General features: G+C 39.4%; 19 protein-coding genes. 16 read left to right on the forward strand and 3 right to left on the reverse strand.

Annotated features, from left to right (window positions below):
* Positions 1-2: 2 nt before the first annotated feature.
* Entirely contained in the window at positions 3-614 is a 612-nt protein-coding gene (gene plsY / locus J5X91_RS06730) for a glycerol-3-phosphate 1-O-acyltransferase PlsY (protein WP_058373966.1), read from the reverse strand.
* A gap of 208 nt (positions 615-822) precedes the next feature.
* Between plsY and folB the strand changes: the two genes are divergently transcribed.
* From folB to J5X91_RS06770, 8 genes are all read left to right on the forward strand, one after another.
* Entirely contained in the window at positions 823-1,182 is a 360-nt protein-coding gene (folB, locus tag J5X91_RS06735; protein ID WP_011328959.1) for a dihydroneopterin aldolase, read from the forward strand.
* The gene (folK, locus tag J5X91_RS06740; protein ID WP_182677866.1) at positions 1,183-1,671 is read left to right on the forward strand and encodes a 2-amino-4-hydroxy-6-hydroxymethyldihydropteridine diphosphokinase; all 489 of its coding nucleotides are present in this window, start codon (positions 1,183-1,185) and stop codon (positions 1,669-1,671) included.
* On the forward strand, positions 1,668-2,468 hold the full coding sequence (locus tag J5X91_RS06745; protein WP_182677864.1) for an undecaprenyl-diphosphate phosphatase: 801 nt from the start codon (positions 1,668-1,670) through the stop codon (positions 2,466-2,468). The genes folK and J5X91_RS06745 overlap by 4 nt, the downstream gene beginning before the upstream one ends.
* A 228-nt stretch (positions 2,469-2,696) precedes the next feature.
* A complete protein-coding gene (gene mpl, locus J5X91_RS06750; RefSeq protein ID WP_208834295.1) occupies positions 2,697-4,052 on the forward strand; it encodes a UDP-N-acetylmuramate:L-alanyl-gamma-D-glutamyl-meso-diaminopimelate ligase in 1,356 nt (451 codons plus the stop codon).
* A gap of 1 nt (position 4,053) precedes the next feature.
* Positions 4,054-4,677 carry a flavin prenyltransferase UbiX gene (locus J5X91_RS06755; protein ID WP_208834296.1) on the forward strand — a complete coding sequence of 208 codons (624 nt, stop codon included), beginning with the start codon at positions 4,054-4,056 and terminating at the stop codon, positions 4,675-4,677.
* The gene (locus tag J5X91_RS06760; protein WP_208834297.1) at positions 4,674-5,603 is read left to right on the forward strand and encodes an ABC transporter ATP-binding protein; all 930 of its coding nucleotides are present in this window, start codon (positions 4,674-4,676) and stop codon (positions 5,601-5,603) included. The genes J5X91_RS06755 and J5X91_RS06760 overlap by 4 nt, the downstream gene beginning before the upstream one ends.
* Positions 5,604-6,371, forward strand: a complete 768-nt coding sequence (locus tag J5X91_RS06765; protein ID WP_208834298.1) for an ABC transporter permease — start codon at positions 5,604-5,606, stop codon at positions 6,369-6,371.
* The gene (locus J5X91_RS06770; protein ID WP_208834299.1) at positions 6,371-7,045 is read left to right on the forward strand and encodes an SAM-dependent methyltransferase; all 675 of its coding nucleotides are present in this window, start codon (positions 6,371-6,373) and stop codon (positions 7,043-7,045) included. Before J5X91_RS06765 ends, J5X91_RS06770 begins: the two co-directional genes overlap by 1 nt.
* Before the next feature lie 9 nt (positions 7,046-7,054).
* On the opposite strand, the gene J5X91_RS06775 is transcribed toward J5X91_RS06770, so the two are convergent.
* Positions 7,055-8,920, reverse strand: coding sequence for a GGDEF domain-containing protein (locus J5X91_RS06775; protein WP_208834300.1), 1,866 nt, complete (start codon positions 8,918-8,920; stop codon positions 7,055-7,057).
* A gap of 268 nt (positions 8,921-9,188) precedes the next feature.
* Here J5X91_RS06775 and panP point away from each other — a divergent pair, with 268 nt between their 5' ends.
* Complete coding sequence (gene panP, locus J5X91_RS06780; protein ID WP_086993978.1) at positions 9,189-10,814, forward strand: pyridoxal-dependent aspartate 1-decarboxylase PanP; 1,626 nt, start codon at positions 9,189-9,191, stop codon at positions 10,812-10,814.
* A gap of 63 nt (positions 10,815-10,877) precedes the next feature.
* Here the strand turns inward: panP and argE are convergent, their stop codons facing one another.
* A complete protein-coding gene (gene argE / locus J5X91_RS06785) occupies positions 10,878-12,032 on the reverse strand; it encodes an acetylornithine deacetylase (protein ID WP_208834301.1) in 1,155 nt (384 codons plus the stop codon).
* A 223-nt stretch (positions 12,033-12,255) separates the two neighbouring features.
* Here argE and argC point away from each other — a divergent pair, with 223 nt between their 5' ends.
* The 7 genes from argC to J5X91_RS06820 all read left to right on the forward strand — a co-directional run bounded on the left by argC (position 12,256) and on the right by J5X91_RS06820 (position 19,108).
* Positions 12,256-13,266, forward strand: a complete 1,011-nt coding sequence (gene argC, locus J5X91_RS06790; RefSeq protein ID WP_208834302.1) for an N-acetyl-gamma-glutamyl-phosphate reductase — start codon at positions 12,256-12,258, stop codon at positions 13,264-13,266.
* Complete coding sequence (gene argB / locus J5X91_RS06795; RefSeq protein ID WP_011328947.1) at positions 13,267-14,034, forward strand: acetylglutamate kinase; 768 nt, start codon at positions 13,267-13,269, stop codon at positions 14,032-14,034.
* 7 nt (positions 14,035-14,041) lie between these two features.
* The gene (locus tag J5X91_RS06800; RefSeq protein ID WP_179807581.1) at positions 14,042-14,974 is read left to right on the forward strand and encodes an ornithine carbamoyltransferase; all 933 of its coding nucleotides are present in this window, start codon (positions 14,042-14,044) and stop codon (positions 14,972-14,974) included.
* Entirely contained in the window at positions 14,971-16,173 is a 1,203-nt protein-coding gene (locus J5X91_RS06805) for an argininosuccinate synthase (protein WP_011328945.1), read from the forward strand. The genes J5X91_RS06800 and J5X91_RS06805 overlap by 4 nt, the downstream gene beginning before the upstream one ends.
* Positions 16,174-16,222: 49 nt before the next feature.
* The gene (gene argH / locus J5X91_RS06810) at positions 16,223-18,088 is read left to right on the forward strand and encodes an argininosuccinate lyase (protein WP_011328944.1); all 1,866 of its coding nucleotides are present in this window, start codon (positions 16,223-16,225) and stop codon (positions 18,086-18,088) included.
* A 273-nt stretch (positions 18,089-18,361) separates the two neighbouring features.
* Entirely contained in the window at positions 18,362-18,562 is a 201-nt protein-coding gene (locus J5X91_RS06815) for a hypothetical protein (RefSeq protein WP_208834303.1), read from the forward strand.
* A 12-nt stretch (positions 18,563-18,574) separates the two neighbouring features.
* Entirely contained in the window at positions 18,575-19,108 is a 534-nt protein-coding gene (locus J5X91_RS06820; RefSeq protein WP_208834304.1) for a hypothetical protein, read from the forward strand.
* Positions 19,109-19,149 lie beyond the last annotated feature (41 nt).

Genomic DNA, 19,149 nt, shown 5'->3' on the forward strand with positions numbered 1-19,149 from the left:
AGTTAAATATCGCTTTTTTCATCAGTGGGTGCTTTTTTAGCGCCCACTTTTGGCTCGTCACCACTAAATAACCGTGCGATATTAGAGCGATGCCTAAAAATAATTAGTACCGTAATAAAGGTAACGGGTAGCGTATAAAGTGGCTTTATTAACCAAGTGTATAAAGGTGCAAGCGAAACCGCAACTAAGGCAGCAAGAGAAGAATAGCGCGTTATTGCTACCATAATAAACCAAGTACAAATTAACAAACCCGCCAGAGATAGCCCTATAGGTAATAAAGACCCAAAAGCAGTGGCTACCGCTTTACCTCCTTTAAAACCAAAAAATAACGGGAACATGTGCCCTAAACAGGCAGCCACAGCGACTAAACCAAGCGCAAGCGGCTCAAGATCTAAAAAGTAAGCCCCCCAAACGGGAATAGTGCCTTTTAAAATATCAAATACCAGTACTAAACAAGCGGGTAGTGCGCCCCCCAGCCGATAAACATTAGTTGCCCCTGGATTATTAGAGCCATTACTACGCGGATCGGGGAGTTTAAATAACCGCGAGACGAGTATGGCCGACGAAATCGACCCAAGTAAATAGGCTAAAATAAACATTAAAGTGGCTAACACGTGCTTCCTTATTTTTTAATTGTACTTTTTCGGCTATTATTGACGTCAAAATTTATAAACTGCTTTAATTACTAACTAGTATAGCTACCTTGTTATTGTAGAAGTAATTTATATGTATTTAAACACTGCTTAAAGTATATACAGTATTAATTTAATTGATACATTATGCAGTTAACTCAGTGGCTTGTTACTGTCATTAGGAGCATTAATGGACAAGGTATTTATATCGCAATTACACGTCGACACTATTATTGGAGTGTACGACTTTGAAAAAGAAAGTAAACAAAGCCTTTACTTTGACGTTGAAATGTTAAGTGATATTAAACCTGCAGCTGCAAACGATGATATTAATTTAGCACTCGATTATGCAAAAGTAAGTGAGCGGATTATTGAGCACAGTACGGCAAAGCCGGTAGAGCTGCTCGAAACCTTAGTTGAGCAATTAGCGCATATAATTTTGACTGAGTTTAATACCCCACAAGTTACTATTCGAGTAAGTAAACCTGCAGCCGTTGCTCAGGCGCAAACTGTGGGTGTTGAAATTACGCGTACTAAGGCAAGTATTTAAATGGCGCAAATTTATATTAGTTTAGGGTCAAATATTAATAAAGCGCATTATATGCGCTGCGCGCTCATAGCGCTTAAGCCGCACTTTAACGACTTAGTGCATTCTTCAGTATTTGAAAGTGAAGCGGTTGGATTTGCTGGTAATAACTTTTATAACTCGGTGGTTGGTGCTACAACCGATATGCCATTAGCAAATGTATGTAGCTTACTAAAGCAAATTGAGCGCAATAATGGTCGTACTGCAAACGATAAAAAGTTTAGCCCGCGGACCCTCGATTTAGATTTACTATTTTATGATGATGTAATTTGCGACTCTCCCGCACAGTTACCACGTGACGAAATTACAAAAAACGCCTTTGTATTACAGCCTCTAGCTGAAGTAGCTCCACATTTTTATCACCCTGTTGCACAGCAAACCATTGCCGAGCTTTGGCGCGAGTACAACAACCCTCAACAAAAACTATGGAAAGTGGAGTTTTCTAACCCATGAGTATTATTGAAATTATTGTTTTAGCTCTTATTCAGGGATTTACTGAATTTTTGCCTATTTCTAGCTCTGCGCACTTAATTTTACCATCGCAAATATTAGGCTGGGAAGATCAAGGGTTAGCATTTGATGTTGCAGTACATGTAGGTACTTTAATTGCAGTAGTGATTTATTTTCGTAAAGAAGTAAGCAGCATACTTAGTGCATGGTTTAAGTCGTTTGGTGCGCAAGGTAGCACCGATGACAGTAAATTAGGCTGGTGGATAATTTTAGGCACAATTCCAGCCGCTATTTTAGGTTTGCTTTTAAAAGATATGATAGAGCTTTATTTGCGTAGCGCATGGGTGATCGCGGTTACCACCATTATATTTGGTTTATTGCTTTGGTATGCGGATGCAAAAGGTAAGCAAACTAAAACGATTTATCAGCTAAATTGGAAAACCGCGCTTATTATAGGCCTAGCACAGGCCGTTGCGATGATCCCAGGCACGTCACGTTCAGGTATTACTATGACTGCGGGTTTAATGCTTGGCATGAATAAACAAAGTGCTGCACGCTTTTCGTTTTTACTGGCAATACCTATCATTTCTATGATGGGCCTTTACTATACCGTTGAGCTTGCACTAGGGGAGCATGTAGTTGACTGGAACACCTTGTTATTAGGTGTTGTGTTGTCATTCTTATCGGCTTATGCCTGTATTTATATGTTTTTAAAAGTAATAGAACGCATGGGAATGTTGCCATTTGTTATTTACCGATTATTGCTAGGGGTCGGGTTAATTGTATTTTTAACGCTGTAATTAATATTTTTGACTCGTTTAATTTAAGCGTTTAAAAGCCTTCCTAGTGTGGAAGGCTTTTTTGTCAGTGATACTTTTAACTTCAGTGGCTTAATTATTAAGTTACTTAGGCGTTTTTGGCAACAGTGAAATGCGCACGCACAATGGTAACGAAGCGCGAATTTTGGCATTATAGCGCCATTAAACTTTGCTGCTGTGCAAAGTAAGCACACGATTAAAGGAAAGTAGATGCATATTCATATTTTAGGTATTTGTGGCACCTTTATGGGTGGGATAGCTGCGATTGCTAAATCGCTTGGCCATAAAGTAACGGGGTCTGATCAAAACGTTTATCCACCTATGAGCACGCAGCTTGAAGAGCTCGGAATTGAGCTAACCCAGGGCTACGAGGTAACCCAATTAGAGCCAGCGCCAGACATGGTGGTTATTGGCAATGCCATGAGCCGAGGCAATCCATGCGTTGAATATGTACTTGATAAAGGTCTGCCTTATACATCTGGGCCTGAATGGCTAAAACATAACTTATTACAAAATTCATGGGTACTTGCTGTTGCTGGTACACATGGTAAAACCACCACAGCGAGTATGCTTGCATGGATTTTAGAGTATGCGGGTTTAAAACCGGGCTTTTTAATTGGCGGCATAGTACAAAATTTTGGCGTGTCGGCCAAAGTAGGCGAAACCCCCTTTTTTGTTATTGAAGCAGACGAATACGACACTGCATTTTTTGATAAGCGCAGTAAGTTTGTGCATTATTTACCGCGAACACTTATTTTAAATAATCTTGAGTTTGATCATGCCGATATTTTTGAAGATTTAAACGCGATTAAAAAACAATTTCATCATTTAATACGTACAGTACCACAAAGTGGCAAAGTTATTTGGCCAAAGGATGATCAAGCACTTAGTGATGTAATAACTCAAGGACTATGGAGCGAAAGTGAAACCTTGGGTATTGATTGGAATTATGAACTAATAAAAGCCGATGGCAGTGAGTTTAAAGTGTTTTTAAATAATGAAAAACAAGGCACCGTTAATTGGCAGGCAATGGGTGAGCACAACGTTAAAAATGCTATTATGGCAATCGCAGCTGCGCGCCATGTGGGCATTGCCGTTGAGCATAGTATAGCGGCACTTGGCGAGTTTATTAGCCCTAAACGACGCATGGAGCTCAAAGCCGATATTAATAATATAAAAGTGTATGACGATTTTGCACATCATCCAACGGCTATTCAAACCACATTAGCAGGGCTGCGCGCTAAAGTAGGCAGTGATAAAATAATTGCTATTTTAGAACCGCGATCAAACACCATGAAAATGGGCGTGCATCAACATACATTGCTTGCCTCGTTGAGTGATGCTGATGAGGTACTGCTTTTTGAGCCAGAAAACCTAAGCTGGTCGCTGAGCGAACAAGCGGCTACAGCCGGTATGCAGTGTTTTACCAGTACCCAGGTAATTATTGATACCGTACTTGATAATATAGCAGCTAATCAACATATTTTAATAATGAGCAATGGTAGTTTTAATGGCCTGCATCAGCAACTAGTCGATGCACTGGCTAATAAATACAGCGGAGAATAATTTGCAATTTAAAGACACAATTACCTTAGCATTTAGTGGCGCGTCGGGTGCGCCTTATGGCTTGAGATTATTAGAGGTATTAATAGAGCAGCAATTTCAGGTGTATGTGCTTATTTCAAGTGCAGCGCGAGTGGTATTTGATATTGAATCTGGTATTAAGCTCTCAGGTAATGAAACCAAAGCCAGTGAGCTATTAAGTGCGCTATATAACGCCAAGCCAGAACAGCTAAAAGTATATGGTAAAGACAACTGGTTTAGCCCGGTAGCCTCAGGATCAGCTGCCCCTAAAAAAATGATAGTGTGCCCTTGTAGCGCGGGCACGGTTTCGGCTATTGCTGTAGGTGCATCTGACAACTTACTAGAGCGCGCCGCTGATGTGGTAATTAAAGAGCGTGGCCATCTTATTTTAGTGCCACGCGAAACACCATTTAATCAAATTCATCTGGAAAACATGCTTAAGCTTTCACGCTTAGGGGTCACTATTATGCCTGCGTCGCCGGGTTTTTATCATCAGCCGCAAAGTATTGCCGACTTAGTTGATTTTATGGTGGCGCGAATTTTAGATCATTTAAACATTGAACATAACCTAACAAAGCGTTGGGGTTATGGTGAGGGCAAGTCATGAGTAAGCAACAAATTGCTTTAAATATAGCAGGCCTTACCAAGGTTTATACTAATGGGGTTGAAGCTGTAAAGGGTATTGATTTACAAGTGCGAGAGGGTGATTTTTTTGCCTTACTTGGCCCTAATGGAGCGGGTAAGTCGACCACAATTGGTGTTATTTCATCACTGGTAAATAAAACAAAAGGTAAGGTTGAGGTGTTTGGTTGCGACATAGACACCGACTTAGAGGCCGCTAAAACGCATTTAGGCTTAGTGCCGCAAGAGTTTAACTTTAGCCAATTTGAAACCCTAACTCAAATATTAGTAACTCAAGCGGGTTATTATGGTGTACCACGCGGCGAAGCACATAAACGCGCCGAAAAGTATTTAACCCAATTGGGGCTGCTGGATAAAAAAGATAAACAAGCGCGTACGCTTTCAGGTGGCATGAAACGCCGTTTAATGATTGCTCGCGCACTTATGCATGAGCCTAAATTACTGATTTTAGATGAGCCAACGGCTGGTGTTGATATAGAGCTGCGTCGTTCAATGTGGGATTTTTTACGCCAAATTAATGAGCAGGGCGTCACCATTATTTTAACCACTCATTACTTAGAAGAAGCAGAGTTATTGTGTAAAAACATAGCCATAATAGACAATGGCTTGATTGTTGAAAACACCACAATTAAAGCACTGTTATCTAAGCTTGATAAAGAAACCTTTATTTTAGATTTAAAAACACCGGCTAAGCCAGTTACGCTTGAGGGTTATAAATTTACTATGGACGACGAGCATACTATTGAAGTTGAAGTGGCTAAATCGCAAGGCTTAAACGCTGTATTTAGTGCGCTAACTGAGCAAGGTAATACCGTATTGAGTATGCGTAACAAAGCAAATAGATTAGAAGAGTTATTTGTTGGATTATTAGAACAAGGTCGAGGCAAGTAAATGTTTAAATATGACGTAGCCTTAAAAAGTATTTGGATTAAAGAGTGTATTCGTTTTTTACGTATTTGGGTGCAAACCTTAGTACCTCCAGCAATTACCATGAGTTTATATTTTGTTATTTTTGGTAACTTAATAGGCTCACGTATTGGTGATATGGGCGGCTTTAGTTATATGGAGTTTATAGTACCTGGGCTGATAATGATGTCGGTTATTACTAACTCTTATTCTAATGTAGCCTCAAGTTTTTACTCGACTAAATTTCAAAAAAGTATTGAAGAGCTACTTGTAGCCCCAGTGCCAAACTATATTATTGTGCTTGGCTATATGGGCGGTGGTATGACGCGCGGAATAATGGTGGGCTTTATTGTTACCTGCGTATCGTTATTATTTGTTGATATTCAAATTCATAATATTTTTATCATTATGGCTACCGTTATTTTAACCTCTGCAGTATTTGCACTCGGTGGCTTAATAAATGCTATATATGCAAATAGCTTTGACGATATTAGTATTATTCCTACCTTTATTTTAACGCCGCTAACTTATTTAGGTGGGGTGTTTTATTCAATTACCTTACTGCCAGAGTTTTGGCAAAACGTATCACAAGTAAATCCTATTATTTATATGGTTAACGCGTTTAGGTATGGGTTTTTAGGCGTGTCGGATGTTGATTTAAGCTTGGCACTTGGTGTTATTTTAGTATTTATTATCGCGTTATTTACCTTAGCGCTGACATTAATTAAAAAAGGTGTGGGGCTAAGACACTAATGACTGATGCAAATTCGCGTAGTATTGTATCTAATCAAGCGGGTATTCACGAAAAGCTGGATGACATAGTTAGCAAGCATTTAAACGCAGAGTTTAAAAAGCCAATAGCAGCGCATACACAAACAGCGTTTGATGAGGTGAATGCTAAAGTACAGGCGTTTAATGGCCCACTTATTTTAGATTCGTGTTGTGGTGTAGGAGAAAGTACCGCTAATTTAGCTAAGCGCCATCTCGATGCGCTGGTAATTGGTATTGATAAATCGTCGCACCGGTTAGATAAGCACGATGTAGAGTATAAACAAACCGACAGTGGGCAATATATTTTGGTGCAAGCAGATTTAAACGACTTTTGGCGTTTAGCCGTGGCTGCAAACTGGCAACCTAGTCACCATTATTTGCTTTACCCCAATCCGTGGCCTAAATCTAAACATATTCGTAGGCGTTGGCACGGCGCGGCTATTTTTCCGTTTATTGTAAAGTTAGGCGGTAAATTAGAGGTTCGCAGTAACTGGGATATTTACGTTAAAGAGTTTGCCAGAGCACTTGAACTAACCGGTAATGCTTGTCAGGTTTCTGCTTATGGGGCAGATGAAGCAATCACCCCATTTGAGCGGAAATACTGGGCCAGTGGCCAACAAAGCCACCGCTTAGTTATTAATTTAACTCAGGGTTGATTAACTTTACTACTCAAATAATGGATTAACATGTGGCGCTGGGTGGGCAATGTAACTACCCTGCATTAGCGTCACATTTACTTTTTTGAGTGCCGTAGCAATAGCTTTGTTTTCTACCATAGAAGCAATTAGTTGAATATTTTGCTGCTTTGCAAAATTGGCTGTGTAATCAACAAATAGCGCCGTGTTCTCATCATTAACTATTTGCTTTATTAGCATGCCATCTAACTTTATTACGTCAATTTCCAATTTTAAAATATTGAGTGTATTTGCAAAGTCATTGCCAAAACTGTTAATCATCACCTTGATCCCCTTACTTTTAACCATAGTTATAAATGCCCTTACGCTTGAATAATTGGCGATAACTTGTGGTTCAAATAAAACTAAAGTGATATTTGCAGGGTACGGATAGCGCTGTAACTCGTAAGCAATGTATTCATTTATGCTAGGGTCTAATATATCTTCAATAGTAATATTTAAACTCCAGCTAATTTGTGTTTTACGAAAGCGGCTAAGACACTGTGAAAATAATGTACGGGTTAATAAGCCATCCATACGCAAGCGTATTACGGTATTTGAAAATGCATCGGGTTTTAAAATTTCGCCCTGTGAAGTCACTATTCGTGGCGTGCACTCGTAGTGTAGTGTTTGTTTAGACTCTATATCAATAACAGCCTGAAAATAGGGCACAACGCGCTTTTGCTCAAACGCTTCACGTACTTCTTTTGCTATTTCTAAATTATATAAATACAGCGACTTTGAGTCATTTATAGCCTCAGAGTAATTAACAACACTAAGGTTACCTTGTTTTGCCTGTAAAGCCGCAATATGGGCATTTTTTAGCAGTAACGACTTGTTTCCTCGGGCAATACCTGAACATAACGTAATGTAAATAAAGGGATTGGTTAAAAATGGCGTATTAAAATTATATGATTGGATTAAATTACTTAGCTCTTCGTATGGGGTTTCTTTGGGGGTTAGTAACACCAGTTTATTGGTTGCTACACGATAAATACGATAATTTACATTGCTGTGCTTTTTAAAGTGTATTAGTAATTTTTTCATTACTTTGTCACCCACTTTAGTACCGTAAAAGCGGTTTATATTTTCAATTTCGTTCACCCAAATTATGGCCATTTGCATATGGTGAACAGGGGTATTTAAAAAATATTTTTCAAGCGCAATATGATTAGCAAAACCACTACCAGAGTCTCTCATGGCAGCGCGTTTAGTCGCGTAGTTATACATAATCAGCAACAATATAATAATAACTAAAAAAAAGCCGCCTAAAACAGCCGATGTTGAGGCGCTTTTCGCTAACTTATTATTAATAGTTTTAAGGCTTATATCGGCAGCAGTTAAATATGTAATGCCATTTTTATCAATATGCGGGATAAAAATAGTTTTAAAGTCGCCCCATTGATCACTCGATATTTCAAAAACAGGCTCAGTAGATAAAAAGGCACCAATATTAGTTTTAGTTGCCTCTGGGTATAAATCTAAAAACTGGGTTACCTTGCCACTATTTTGATCCTCTTGGGTGTAGCTAGAGGCGCTAAAATGAACCTTGCCATTAATTAACACCATAGAATACACGTAAGCAATATCGAGTGCTTGTGCAAGCTCAGAAAGCTGCTTACTTTTACTTTCGTAAGTTGCAAAGCTAATAGTTTGGGTTTTATTTATTTTACTGTGATAGTCATCGCCCAAAATATATTTAACGCTGGTGGCTGCATTAATAAGACGATTATCGAGAGTGTTAATTACATCACTGCGAATGGTGCTATAAGTATAATAAACACAGATAATTAAACTGATTAAAAACAGCATAAAAGCGCTTATTAATCCATTTATTCTTAGTTTTCCTTGTAGCATATAATTCCCTTTTTATTGTTAAATTAATTATACGCAAAAAAAACAAATGCCCAATGACTTAATTGATTTTGAATTAAAAAGATAAAAAACAGCCAAAATTAGTATTATTTGTCATGTCATTTAGCGTTTTTATGGCTTTAAGCGAGACATTTTCTTAATATTGCAGTAAAGTTAGCGCAATTATTAAAAACCCTGTTACTAAAATAGCACCTTAATTTAGTGTGTTTAATAGAGTAACAGGCGTTTTAGCCACACACTAGGTATTAAGATGGATCAAAAGCGTTTTGCCGTCGCCTCTAAAGAAAGCCTTAAGCGTATATTTACTGTACCTGAAGCGCCAGACTCAACTTTAAGCAAAATAGAGCTTGAAATATCGAGTAATTTAGCAGGTTTTTTAAACGAAAACATTGCGGCAATTGAAAAACCATTACACGAAATTGAAAAAGACTTTCAGTCGGCGATGATCCCAGAGGATCCAACGTTTGTATCTGCTTATGCGCAAGATATAATGGAGCAGCTGGTTGCACACTCTGTGCATACCGCAGCGCCTAGCTTTATTGGCCATATGACTTCAGCTTTACCTCATTTTTTACTACCACTGTCAAAGCTAATGGTAGGGCTAAATCAAAACCTAGTAAAAATAGAAACCTCTAAAGCTTTTACCCCACTTGAGCGCCAAGTGCTTGGAATGATGCACCATTTAGCGTACGGCCAACAACACGAGTTTTATGCTAAATGGATGCACAGTGCAAAAACATCATTAGGTGCATTTTGCTCAGGCGGTACTGTAGCCAATATTACGGCGTTATGGATTGCGCGAAATCGCTTATTAAAACCTGATGGCGATTTTAGGGGGATAGGCGCACAAGGCTTAATTGCTGGTATGCTGCATTACGGCTATAAAGGCTTAGCTATTTTAATTTCTGAGCGAGGCCATTATTCGTTAGGTAAAGCGGCTGATTTATTAGGAATTGGTCGTGAAAACTTAGTGGGTATTAAAACATGCGAAAACAATAAAGTTGATGTTAATGCCATGCGCGAAAAAGCCTTAGAGCTTGAAGCGCAAGGTATTAAAGTAATGGCCATTATTGGAGTAGCGGGTACCACAGAAACTGGTAATATCGATCCCCTTGAAGCGATGGCAGATTTAGCACAAGACATTAATTGCCACTTTCATGTTGACGCTGCATGGGGCGGGGCAACTTTGTTATCTAATACCCATCGCCATTTACTCAAAGGTGTTGAGCGCGCAGACTCAATTACCATTGATGCACACAAACAAATGTATGTTCCTATGGGAGCTGGGCTGGTGTTGTTTAAAGATCCAACCGCTACCGATGCAATTGAACATCATGCAGAGTATATTTTACGTAAAGGCTCAAAAGATTTAGGTAGCCATACACTTGAGGGAAGTCGCCCGGGTATGGCAATGTTAGTACATGCTTGCTTACGTGTAATTGGCCGTAAAGGCTACGAAATGCTAATCGATCGTAGTATTAAAAAAGCCCATTACTTTGCTAATTTAATTAAAGCAGATGAAGATTTTGAGCTGATTTCAGAGCCAGAGCTGTGCTTATTAACGTATCGTTATGTGCCTAAACAAATAAAGCAGGCAATTGCAGATGCTGATCCGCAAACACGGATTGATATTTTTGCCTCACTTAATCGCTTTACTGCAAGTATGCAAAAACGGCAACGTGAATCAGGACGATCATTTGTATCACGTACGCGTTTAACGCCTACTCAATACGATAATCAGCCCACAGTGGTATTTAGGGTAGTACTTGCTAACCCACTTACATCAGGCGTTATTTTAAAAGAAATTTTAGCAGAACAAAAAGAGTTGGCTAAAACAGATCCGGTATTTAAAAAGTACTTAAGCAAGTATATGTAATTAAAATATTAGCTTAAATAAAAAAGACGCTTAATAGCGTCTTTTTTAGTTTTACAATGGCAATTAAGAAAAGCTAAAGCAACTCGCTTTAATTATATTAGTGATAATTTGCTGTGAAGGCTTAATTTTTTCCATTGCTAAAAACTCATCAGGTTGGTGCGCTTGGTTTATAGAGCCGGGGCCCATTACTATGGTTTCACAACCAAGCTGTTGAATAAATGGCGCTTCAGTACAGTAGTTTACCGCCACCGCTTTTTGCCCCGCTATTTTTTCGGCTAGTTTAACCAAAGCGCTATTGGTGCTACCAGTAAATGCCGGGATTGGTTCGTGTAAATCAATTACGCTTACGGCATTTGGGTATTGCTGGTTTATTTCGTGAGTTGCATCAAGTACTAACATTTGCAGTTCTTGCACGCTTAAGCCCGGTAATGGGCGCATATCTATATGCATTTCGCAGCAACCACAAATTCGGTTGGCGTTGTCGCCACCATGAATATTACCAAAATTTAAGGTTGGATAGGGTATTTCAAAGTGTTCTATTGAATATTTATGCTTTAACTGTTCTTTTAAGATCAGTAGTTTTGTAATCACTTTGTACATTACTTCGATGGCGTTAACACCACGTTCGGGATCTGAGCTATGGCCTGAGCGTCCGACTACTCTAATTGCGGTACTCATATGCCCTTTATGTGTAAATACCGGAGTCATATCAGTGGGTTCGCCAATTATACAGCGATCCGGTTTTAAATTTGGATGTTTACAAATTTGCTGAGCACCGGCCATTGTTGTTTCTTCATCGGCGGTGGCTAAGATCAAAATAGGCTGAGTTTGCTGTTTTTCATCAAGTTCACTAATAGCTTGCAGTACAAAAGCAAAAAAGCCTTTCATATCAATACTACCTAAGCCATATAGTTTGTTGTTGTGCTCGGTCAATTTAAATGGATTATGATTCCAGCGGCTATCGTCAAATGGCACTGTATCGGTATGGCCAGCGAGCATTAATCCACCATCGCCTTTACCGCGTTTAGCTAATAAATTATAGCGACCTTTGCCGCCTTCTAATTCAATTATTTCACAGCTAAAACCTAAGCTTTCACACCATTGTGCCAGTAATTCAATAACATTTTTATTACTCATACACAGGCTATCTTCAATGGCACTAATAGAAGGTGCTGCAATTAATTGTTGGTACATAGAAATAAATGAAGGCAAAGACATAAAAAATCCAAAATAAGTAATCAATTTAATTGCATAACAATATAAAAGTATTTATGATGAATATCAATTCACTTTTTAAGCATAAATATTTTAAAAGTAGCGCCATGAAAATAATACGACGATAATCAACATTCATTAATAAATTAAAGTCTTAATTAGCCTCAGAGCTAGTTTAAGCGAACAACATGGATAAGTAGTAATAATTTTAAATAACGAGTAAACAATGAATGTAGTGATTATTGGCGCAAGCGGTTATAGCGGCGCAGAACTAGCAAGTTTAGTTGCTAAGCACCCTAAACTAATTTTAACTGGCTGTTATGTATCTCAAGGTAGCTTAGATAAAAATAAACTGCTGAGTGATTTATACCCCGAACACTTAGGGCTACTCGATCAGCCTTTACTACCTCTTAGTGAATCTGCTTTTAGCGATATTGAAAACAGTGCCGATTACGTGTGCTTATGTACCGATCATAAAGTAAGCGTAGATTTAGCGCCGCGTTTTTTAGCCATGGGTAAAAAGGTATTTGATTTATCTGGTGGGTATCGCCTTGCGAGCAATGACGACTACGTTACTTATTATGGCTTTGAGCATCAACATCCAGAGTTATTAGATCAAGCTGCTTATGGTTTGGCTGAGTGGAATAGCGATGCTATTGCCGCGGCGCAATTAGTAGCTGTAGCTGGTTGTTACCCTACGGCTGCGCTTAATGCGCTTAAGCCTTTGCAGCAGGCCGACTTATTAACTGAGCAAACAATTATAATTAATGCGGTATCGGGTGTAACCGGCGCAGGGCGTAAAGCTAGCATTGGTACTCATTTTTGCGAAGTATCGCTTGCCCCTTATGGTTTATTTAATCATCGTCATGGCCCTGAAATAGAGCAACACCTTGGTCACGATGTTTTATTTACACCGCATTTAGGTAACTTCCCACGTGGTATTTTAGAAACTATTTATGTGCAATTAAAACCTAATGTCACCATTGAGCAAGTAACACAAGCGTACCAAGTACTTGCCGATGAGCCGTTAATTCGTTTGCTGGGCGATAAAATCCCCTCAATTAAAGGCGTAGCTAAACAGCCATATGTAGATATTGGCTGGCAGCAACAAGGCACACAGTTAATTGTTATAGCTGCCATTGATAATTTATTAAAAGGTGCTGCAGGGCAAGCTTTGCAGTGTATTAATTTATCAATGGGATTGGCGCATACCACAGGCTTAAAAGGATCGTTTTAAATGAGTAAAAAAACCTGGGTAATTAAACTTGGTGGCGCTGTACTTAATACCGAAAACGCGGCTAAAGCATTATTTTCAGTACTTAATGAGCAGCACAACGCGCAGTTTGTCATTGTGCATGGCGGAGGCGCGCTTGTAGACACTTGGCTTAAAGACGCTGGTTTTGCTAGCGCAAAGCATCAAGGTTTACGTATTAGCCCTAAAGAGCAAATGCCTTACATAGTTGGCGCGCTTGCAGGTTGTGCTAATAAACAATTAATGAGTGCGGCAATTAATGCTGGCCATAAACCAGTTGGTTTAAGTTTGTACGAAGCCGGTGTTACTGCTACGCAAAAGCTAAAAGCATTATGTTTAGTGGGTAAATGCACCAGTAACGATGATTCGATTATTAACGATTTACTAAAAATTGGCCGTATGCCAATTGTCAGCTCAATTGGTTTTGACTTGCAAGGGCTTTGGTACAACGTTAATGCTGACGAAGCCGCCGCTGCAATTGCCAACAACTTAAACGCAGAACTAATATTTATGACCGATGTTGAAGCAGTGCTTGATGCAAATAAGCAGCCTTTACATCAACTAGATACAAAACACATTGATACTTTAATAAATGAAGGAGTAATTGTGGGCGGGATGGAGGTCAAAGTTAAGACCAGTCTTCACGCTGCCCAACACTTACGACGCGGTGTGTATATTTCCAGCTGGCAAAAGCCAGAAAACTTAACAGCTTTGCTGCAAGGCAAGCATGTCGGAACTAAAATTACACCATAGGTTTATTATGTTTGAGAATTTTTTAACGGGTTTAGAATTAGACCAACAAGGCGCACTTAACTTATTAAAGCTAGCGCAAGATATTAAAGCAAACCCTAAAAAATACAGCCAAGTATTAGCTGGTAAGTCAGTGGTTACTTTATTTGAAAAACAAAGCTTACGTACACGTTTATCGTTTGATATTGGTATAAATCGCTTAGGCGGCCATGCCGTGTATTTAGATCAACAAAATGGCGCGATGGGTGCACGTGAGTCAGTAAAAGATTTTGCTCTTAATATTTCTACCTGGGCAGATGGTATTGTAGCGCGCGTAAATCAGCACAGTACATTAACCACATTAGCGCAGTATTCATCGGTGCCAGTAGTTAATAGCTTGTGTGATTTATATCATCCTTGCCAAGCACTTGCTGATTTTTTAACACTACAAGAAGTGCATGGCGATGTGAGTCAATTAAAGTTAGCTTATTTAGGTGAGGGCAACAACGTAACGCATTCATTAATGTTGCTTGCTGCAACATTAGGTACAGACTTTGTTGCCGTTACGCCTAAAGGATGTTCTCCAGATTCACAAATTCTGAAAAAAGCGGAACAAATAGCAGCAATGAATGGTGCATCAGTAATGGTGAGCGACAGAGTAGAAGCTGCTGTTGGTGCAAACGCAGTATACGCCGACACTTGGGTATCAATGGGCGACACCACACCACTTGAGTTAGTAAAAGAAAAATACATGCCTTATCAATTAAATAAAGCATTATTAGAGCAAACCGGTGCAACAACAGTGTTACATTGCCAACCGGCACACCGTGAGTTCGAAATTACCTCTGAGGTAATGGACGGTCCAGCGTCAAAAATTATACAACAAGCCGAGAATCGTATGCATGCGCAAAACGCTCTGCTAGTTACATTATTAAATCCAAATTTTGTTAAGGAACACCTATGAGTTCATTTAAAAAAGTCGTTTTAGCCTATTCAGGTGGACTTGATACGTCGGCCATTGTGCCATGGTTAAAAGAGAATTACGGCTGTGAAGTTATTGCCTTTGTGGCCGATGTTGGCCAAGGTGCAGAGGAACTTGAAGGCGTAGAAGCTAAAGCTATCGCATCGGGTGCTTCTGAGTGTTATGTAGTTGACTTAAAAGACGAAATGGTAAGTGATTACATTTACCCTACGCTTAAAACAGGCTCAATTTACGAAGGTACTTATTTATTAGGTACGTCTATGGCGCGCCCAATTATTGCTAAAGCACAGGTAGAAATTGCGCGTAAAGTGGGTGCCGATGCACTTTCTCATGGTTGTACAGGTAAAGGTAACGACCAAGTACGTTTTGAATCGTGTTTTGCAGCGCTTGCGCCTGATTTACAAGTAATTGCGCCATGGCGTGAATGGGATTTATCAAGCCGTGAGTCATTGCTAGATTACTTAGCTGAGCGCGATATTCCATGCTCGGCATCGGCTACAAAAATTTATAGCCGTGATGCAAACGCATGGCATATTTCGCACGAAGGCGGCGAACTTGAAGATCCATGGTGCCAACCAAGTGAAAAAGTGTGGACCTGGACAAACTCTCCAGAGCAAGCGCCAGATAAAGCTGAACTAGTAACACTAAATGTAGTTGAAGGTGAAGTTGTTGCAGTAAATGGTGAGCAGCTTAAACCTTATGATTGTTTAGTTAAATTAAACGATATTGCATCGCCTCATGGTGTTGGTCGTGTTGATATTGTAGAAAACCGTTTAGTGGGTATGAAATCGCGCGGTTGTTACGAAACCCCAGGTGGCACCGTAATGATGGCGGCACTGCAAGCTATTGACGAACTGGTGCTTGATAAAGCAAGCCGTAAGTGGAAAGAAGTACTAGGCGGCGAATTTGCACATTTAGTGTATGACGGTCGTTGGTTTACACCACTTAAAGACTCTATTTTAGCTGGTGCTGAAGCACTTTCTAAAGATGCAACAGGTGAAGTTGTGCTTAAGCTATATAAAGGCCAAGTTACAGCAGTGCAAAAGCAGTCGCCACACAGTTTATACAGCGAAGCGTTTGCTACCTTTGGTGAAGATGATGTGTACGACCAATCACACGCAGAAGGCTTTATTCGTTTATTCTCGCTTTCAAGCAGAATAAAAGCATTAGCTAAAAAGTAATTTTTACGCCCCTTGTTAAAAGGGGCAATATCGGGTTTGGAGAGATTTCATGGCATTATGGGGCGGGCGTTTTTCTACGGGTCCAGACGAGGCGTTTAAGCAATTTAACGACTCTCTTCCTTTCGATTATCAATTAGCAGAGCAAGATATAATAGGCTCTGTTGCATGGGCTGGTGCACTTGAGCAAGTTAATGTGTTATCAAGTGACGAGCACCAAGAGTTAGTTGCAGCATTGTACCAATTGCTTGAAGAAGTAAAAGCAGATCCACAAGCGGTAGCAACTTCAGGCGCAGAAGATATTCATTCTCATGTTGAAGCTGCGTTAATCGAAAAAGTAGGTGATTTAGCTAAAAAATTACATACAGGGCGCAGCCGTAATGACCAAGTAGCCACCGATTTTAGATTGTGGTGTCGCGATACTGCTGATCATATTTTAAAAGCCATTGCCCAGTTAAAGGGTGAGTTTGTTGCATTAGCAGAGCGTGAGCTTGGGACTATTTTACCAGGTTATACGCATTTACAACGTGCACAACCGGTATTGTTTAGTCACTGGTGTATGGCTTACGTAGAAATGCTAGAGCGTGATGAAAGCCGCCTGCAAGATGCTAAAGCGCGGATGAACTTTTGCCCACTGGGCAGTGGCGCATTAGCGGGTACGGCTTATCCAATTGATCGTCAAGCATTAGCACAGGGTTTAGGCTTTACAGGAGCGACTAAAAATAGCCTTGATGGCGTATCTGATCGTGATTTTGTAGTAGAGCTATTAAGTTGTGCGTCTATTTCGATGATTCACTTATCGCGTATGTCAGAAGATCTTATTTTTTATAACTCAGGCGAAGCCGGATTTATAGAGCTTGCGGATAATGTGACATCGGGCTCATCGCTGATGCCACAAAAAAAGAACCCTGATGCACTGGAACTAATTCGTGGTAAAACCGGACGCGTTTTTGGTGCATTTAGCGCCATGATGATGACCCTAAAAGCACTGCCACTTGCTTATAATAAAGATATGCAAGAAGACAAAGAAGGCATATTTGACGCTATGCCAACGTGGCTTGCCTGTATTCATATGGCACAAGCGTGTATTAAAGGTATTAAAGTAAAAGGCGAACGTACACTTGCAGCGGCAAAAGGTGGCCATGCAAATGCAACTGAGCTTGCAGACTACTTGGTAGCTAAGGGCGTACCTTTTAGAGAAGGGCACCATATTGTGGGTGTACTGGTACAATTGGCCATTAGTGAAGGTAAAACGCTTGAAGACTTATCGCTTGAGCAATATAAATCGGTAAGTGACGTATTTGCAGATGATGTTTATCCGGTACTAGAAATTGACGCCTGCATTAAAGCGCGTCAAGCACTTGGCGGAACATCAATTGAGCAAGTAACCAGCGCTATTAAAGCTGCGAAAAAAAAACAGCAAATAACGGTTCGTGATGCCAATTTAGACGATGTTGAATCGATTGCTAAGCTAGTTCAGCATTGGGCTACGGTAGGCGAAAACCTACCACGGGCTAAAAGTGATATGGTGCACTCGATTAACGAATTTGCTGTAACCGAAATTAACGGCAAAGTATCGGGGTGTGCCTCACTGTACATTTACGACACAGGTTTGGCGGAAATACGTTCTTTGGGTATAGACCCACAAAGCGCAGTGTCAGGACAAGGGCGGCAGTTAGTTGAACATTTATTAGCGAAAGCCAAAAAATTGGCGTTAAATAGAGTAATAGTGCTAACCCGAGTCCCAGATTTTTTTGAAAAACAGCGTTTTAGCTTTTGTACCAAAGAAAGCTTGCCAGAAAAAGTAATGAAAGATTGTGAGCTTTGTTTACGTAAAGAAAACTGCGATGAAGTCGCAATGGAATATATTTTAAAGCTAAGTAATAAAGCGGAGATCCCGTGTAAATTCGTGGCTTAAACTCCCTAGATGTAAAAAACGTACGGGTTACCCTCGTGCGTTTTTTTATGGGTGAAAAACACTAATTTAAGTTATAAATATAAAGTTTTATGATTATTTCAAGGTATTAATTAAAAGTTGGCACAGTGGTTGCTTTTGTTATAAGTGTAAAATGCAGTAACAGCTTAGATAAAAACGTTGCTGCTAAATATAAGGTAAATTTAATTACCCTCTTTAAAAGGTGTAATACAAGATTTCGCCAACAATACAAAAACACTTACAAGGAATAATCACATGCAAGTTTCAGCTAACAGCCAACTACAAATGCAAGCATACAATAAAACGCAACAATTAAAGCCAGCAATGGAACAAACTGCTAGCCCTAAAACCCTGCAATCTGATACAGTAAGCTTCTCTCAAGAGGGGTTAGCAGCCGCTGGTGGCGTAGAGCTTCAACGTGGTGGTGGTATGATCCCACCAGTTAAACCTAAATAAATAAGGCAATAAATGTTTTTAACTGAGTTTTTTGGTTTTTTTTCGTTATCGGCTTTTATAATGTGGGGCTTTTTGATGGCGTTTTTTTTTAACATTTTCGTTTATTCGCTAGATGTTAAAAGAAATACAACTTTATTACTCAGTTCATTTATCATGATGGTTTCGTATACAGTATCAGATTATTTTTTTACATGGTTATCAATTAAAGTTAGAGTTTTCTTAGATTGGGCTATTTATGATATAGCAACTATCTTAGCCCTTACTGCTATCTACTTTATAATAAAAAAAACAACCCCATCCTTTTTCTATTTAATTATAGGCTTAACAATTAATTCATTACTTTTTATATGTATGTATGTAGATATGTATGTATTGAACAATCAAGAGTATTGGCTTTTTTGGGATGTATATATATATTCTGTAAATTTAATAGACCTAATCATGGTAATAGCTCTGATTGTTGATCGAGATTTCCTCGGCTTACATAAGCTAAAAAGCAAAGTACTATCTCTTTTTAAAAAACCTAAATTAAAATACAATCAATAATTAATGTATCTACTTGACTTACTTTTAGCTGATTACGTAAG

This window comes from Pseudoalteromonas sp. K222D (assembly GCF_017653575.1).
Taxonomy (GTDB): Bacteria; Pseudomonadota; Gammaproteobacteria; order Enterobacterales; family Alteromonadaceae; genus Pseudoalteromonas; species Pseudoalteromonas nigrifaciens.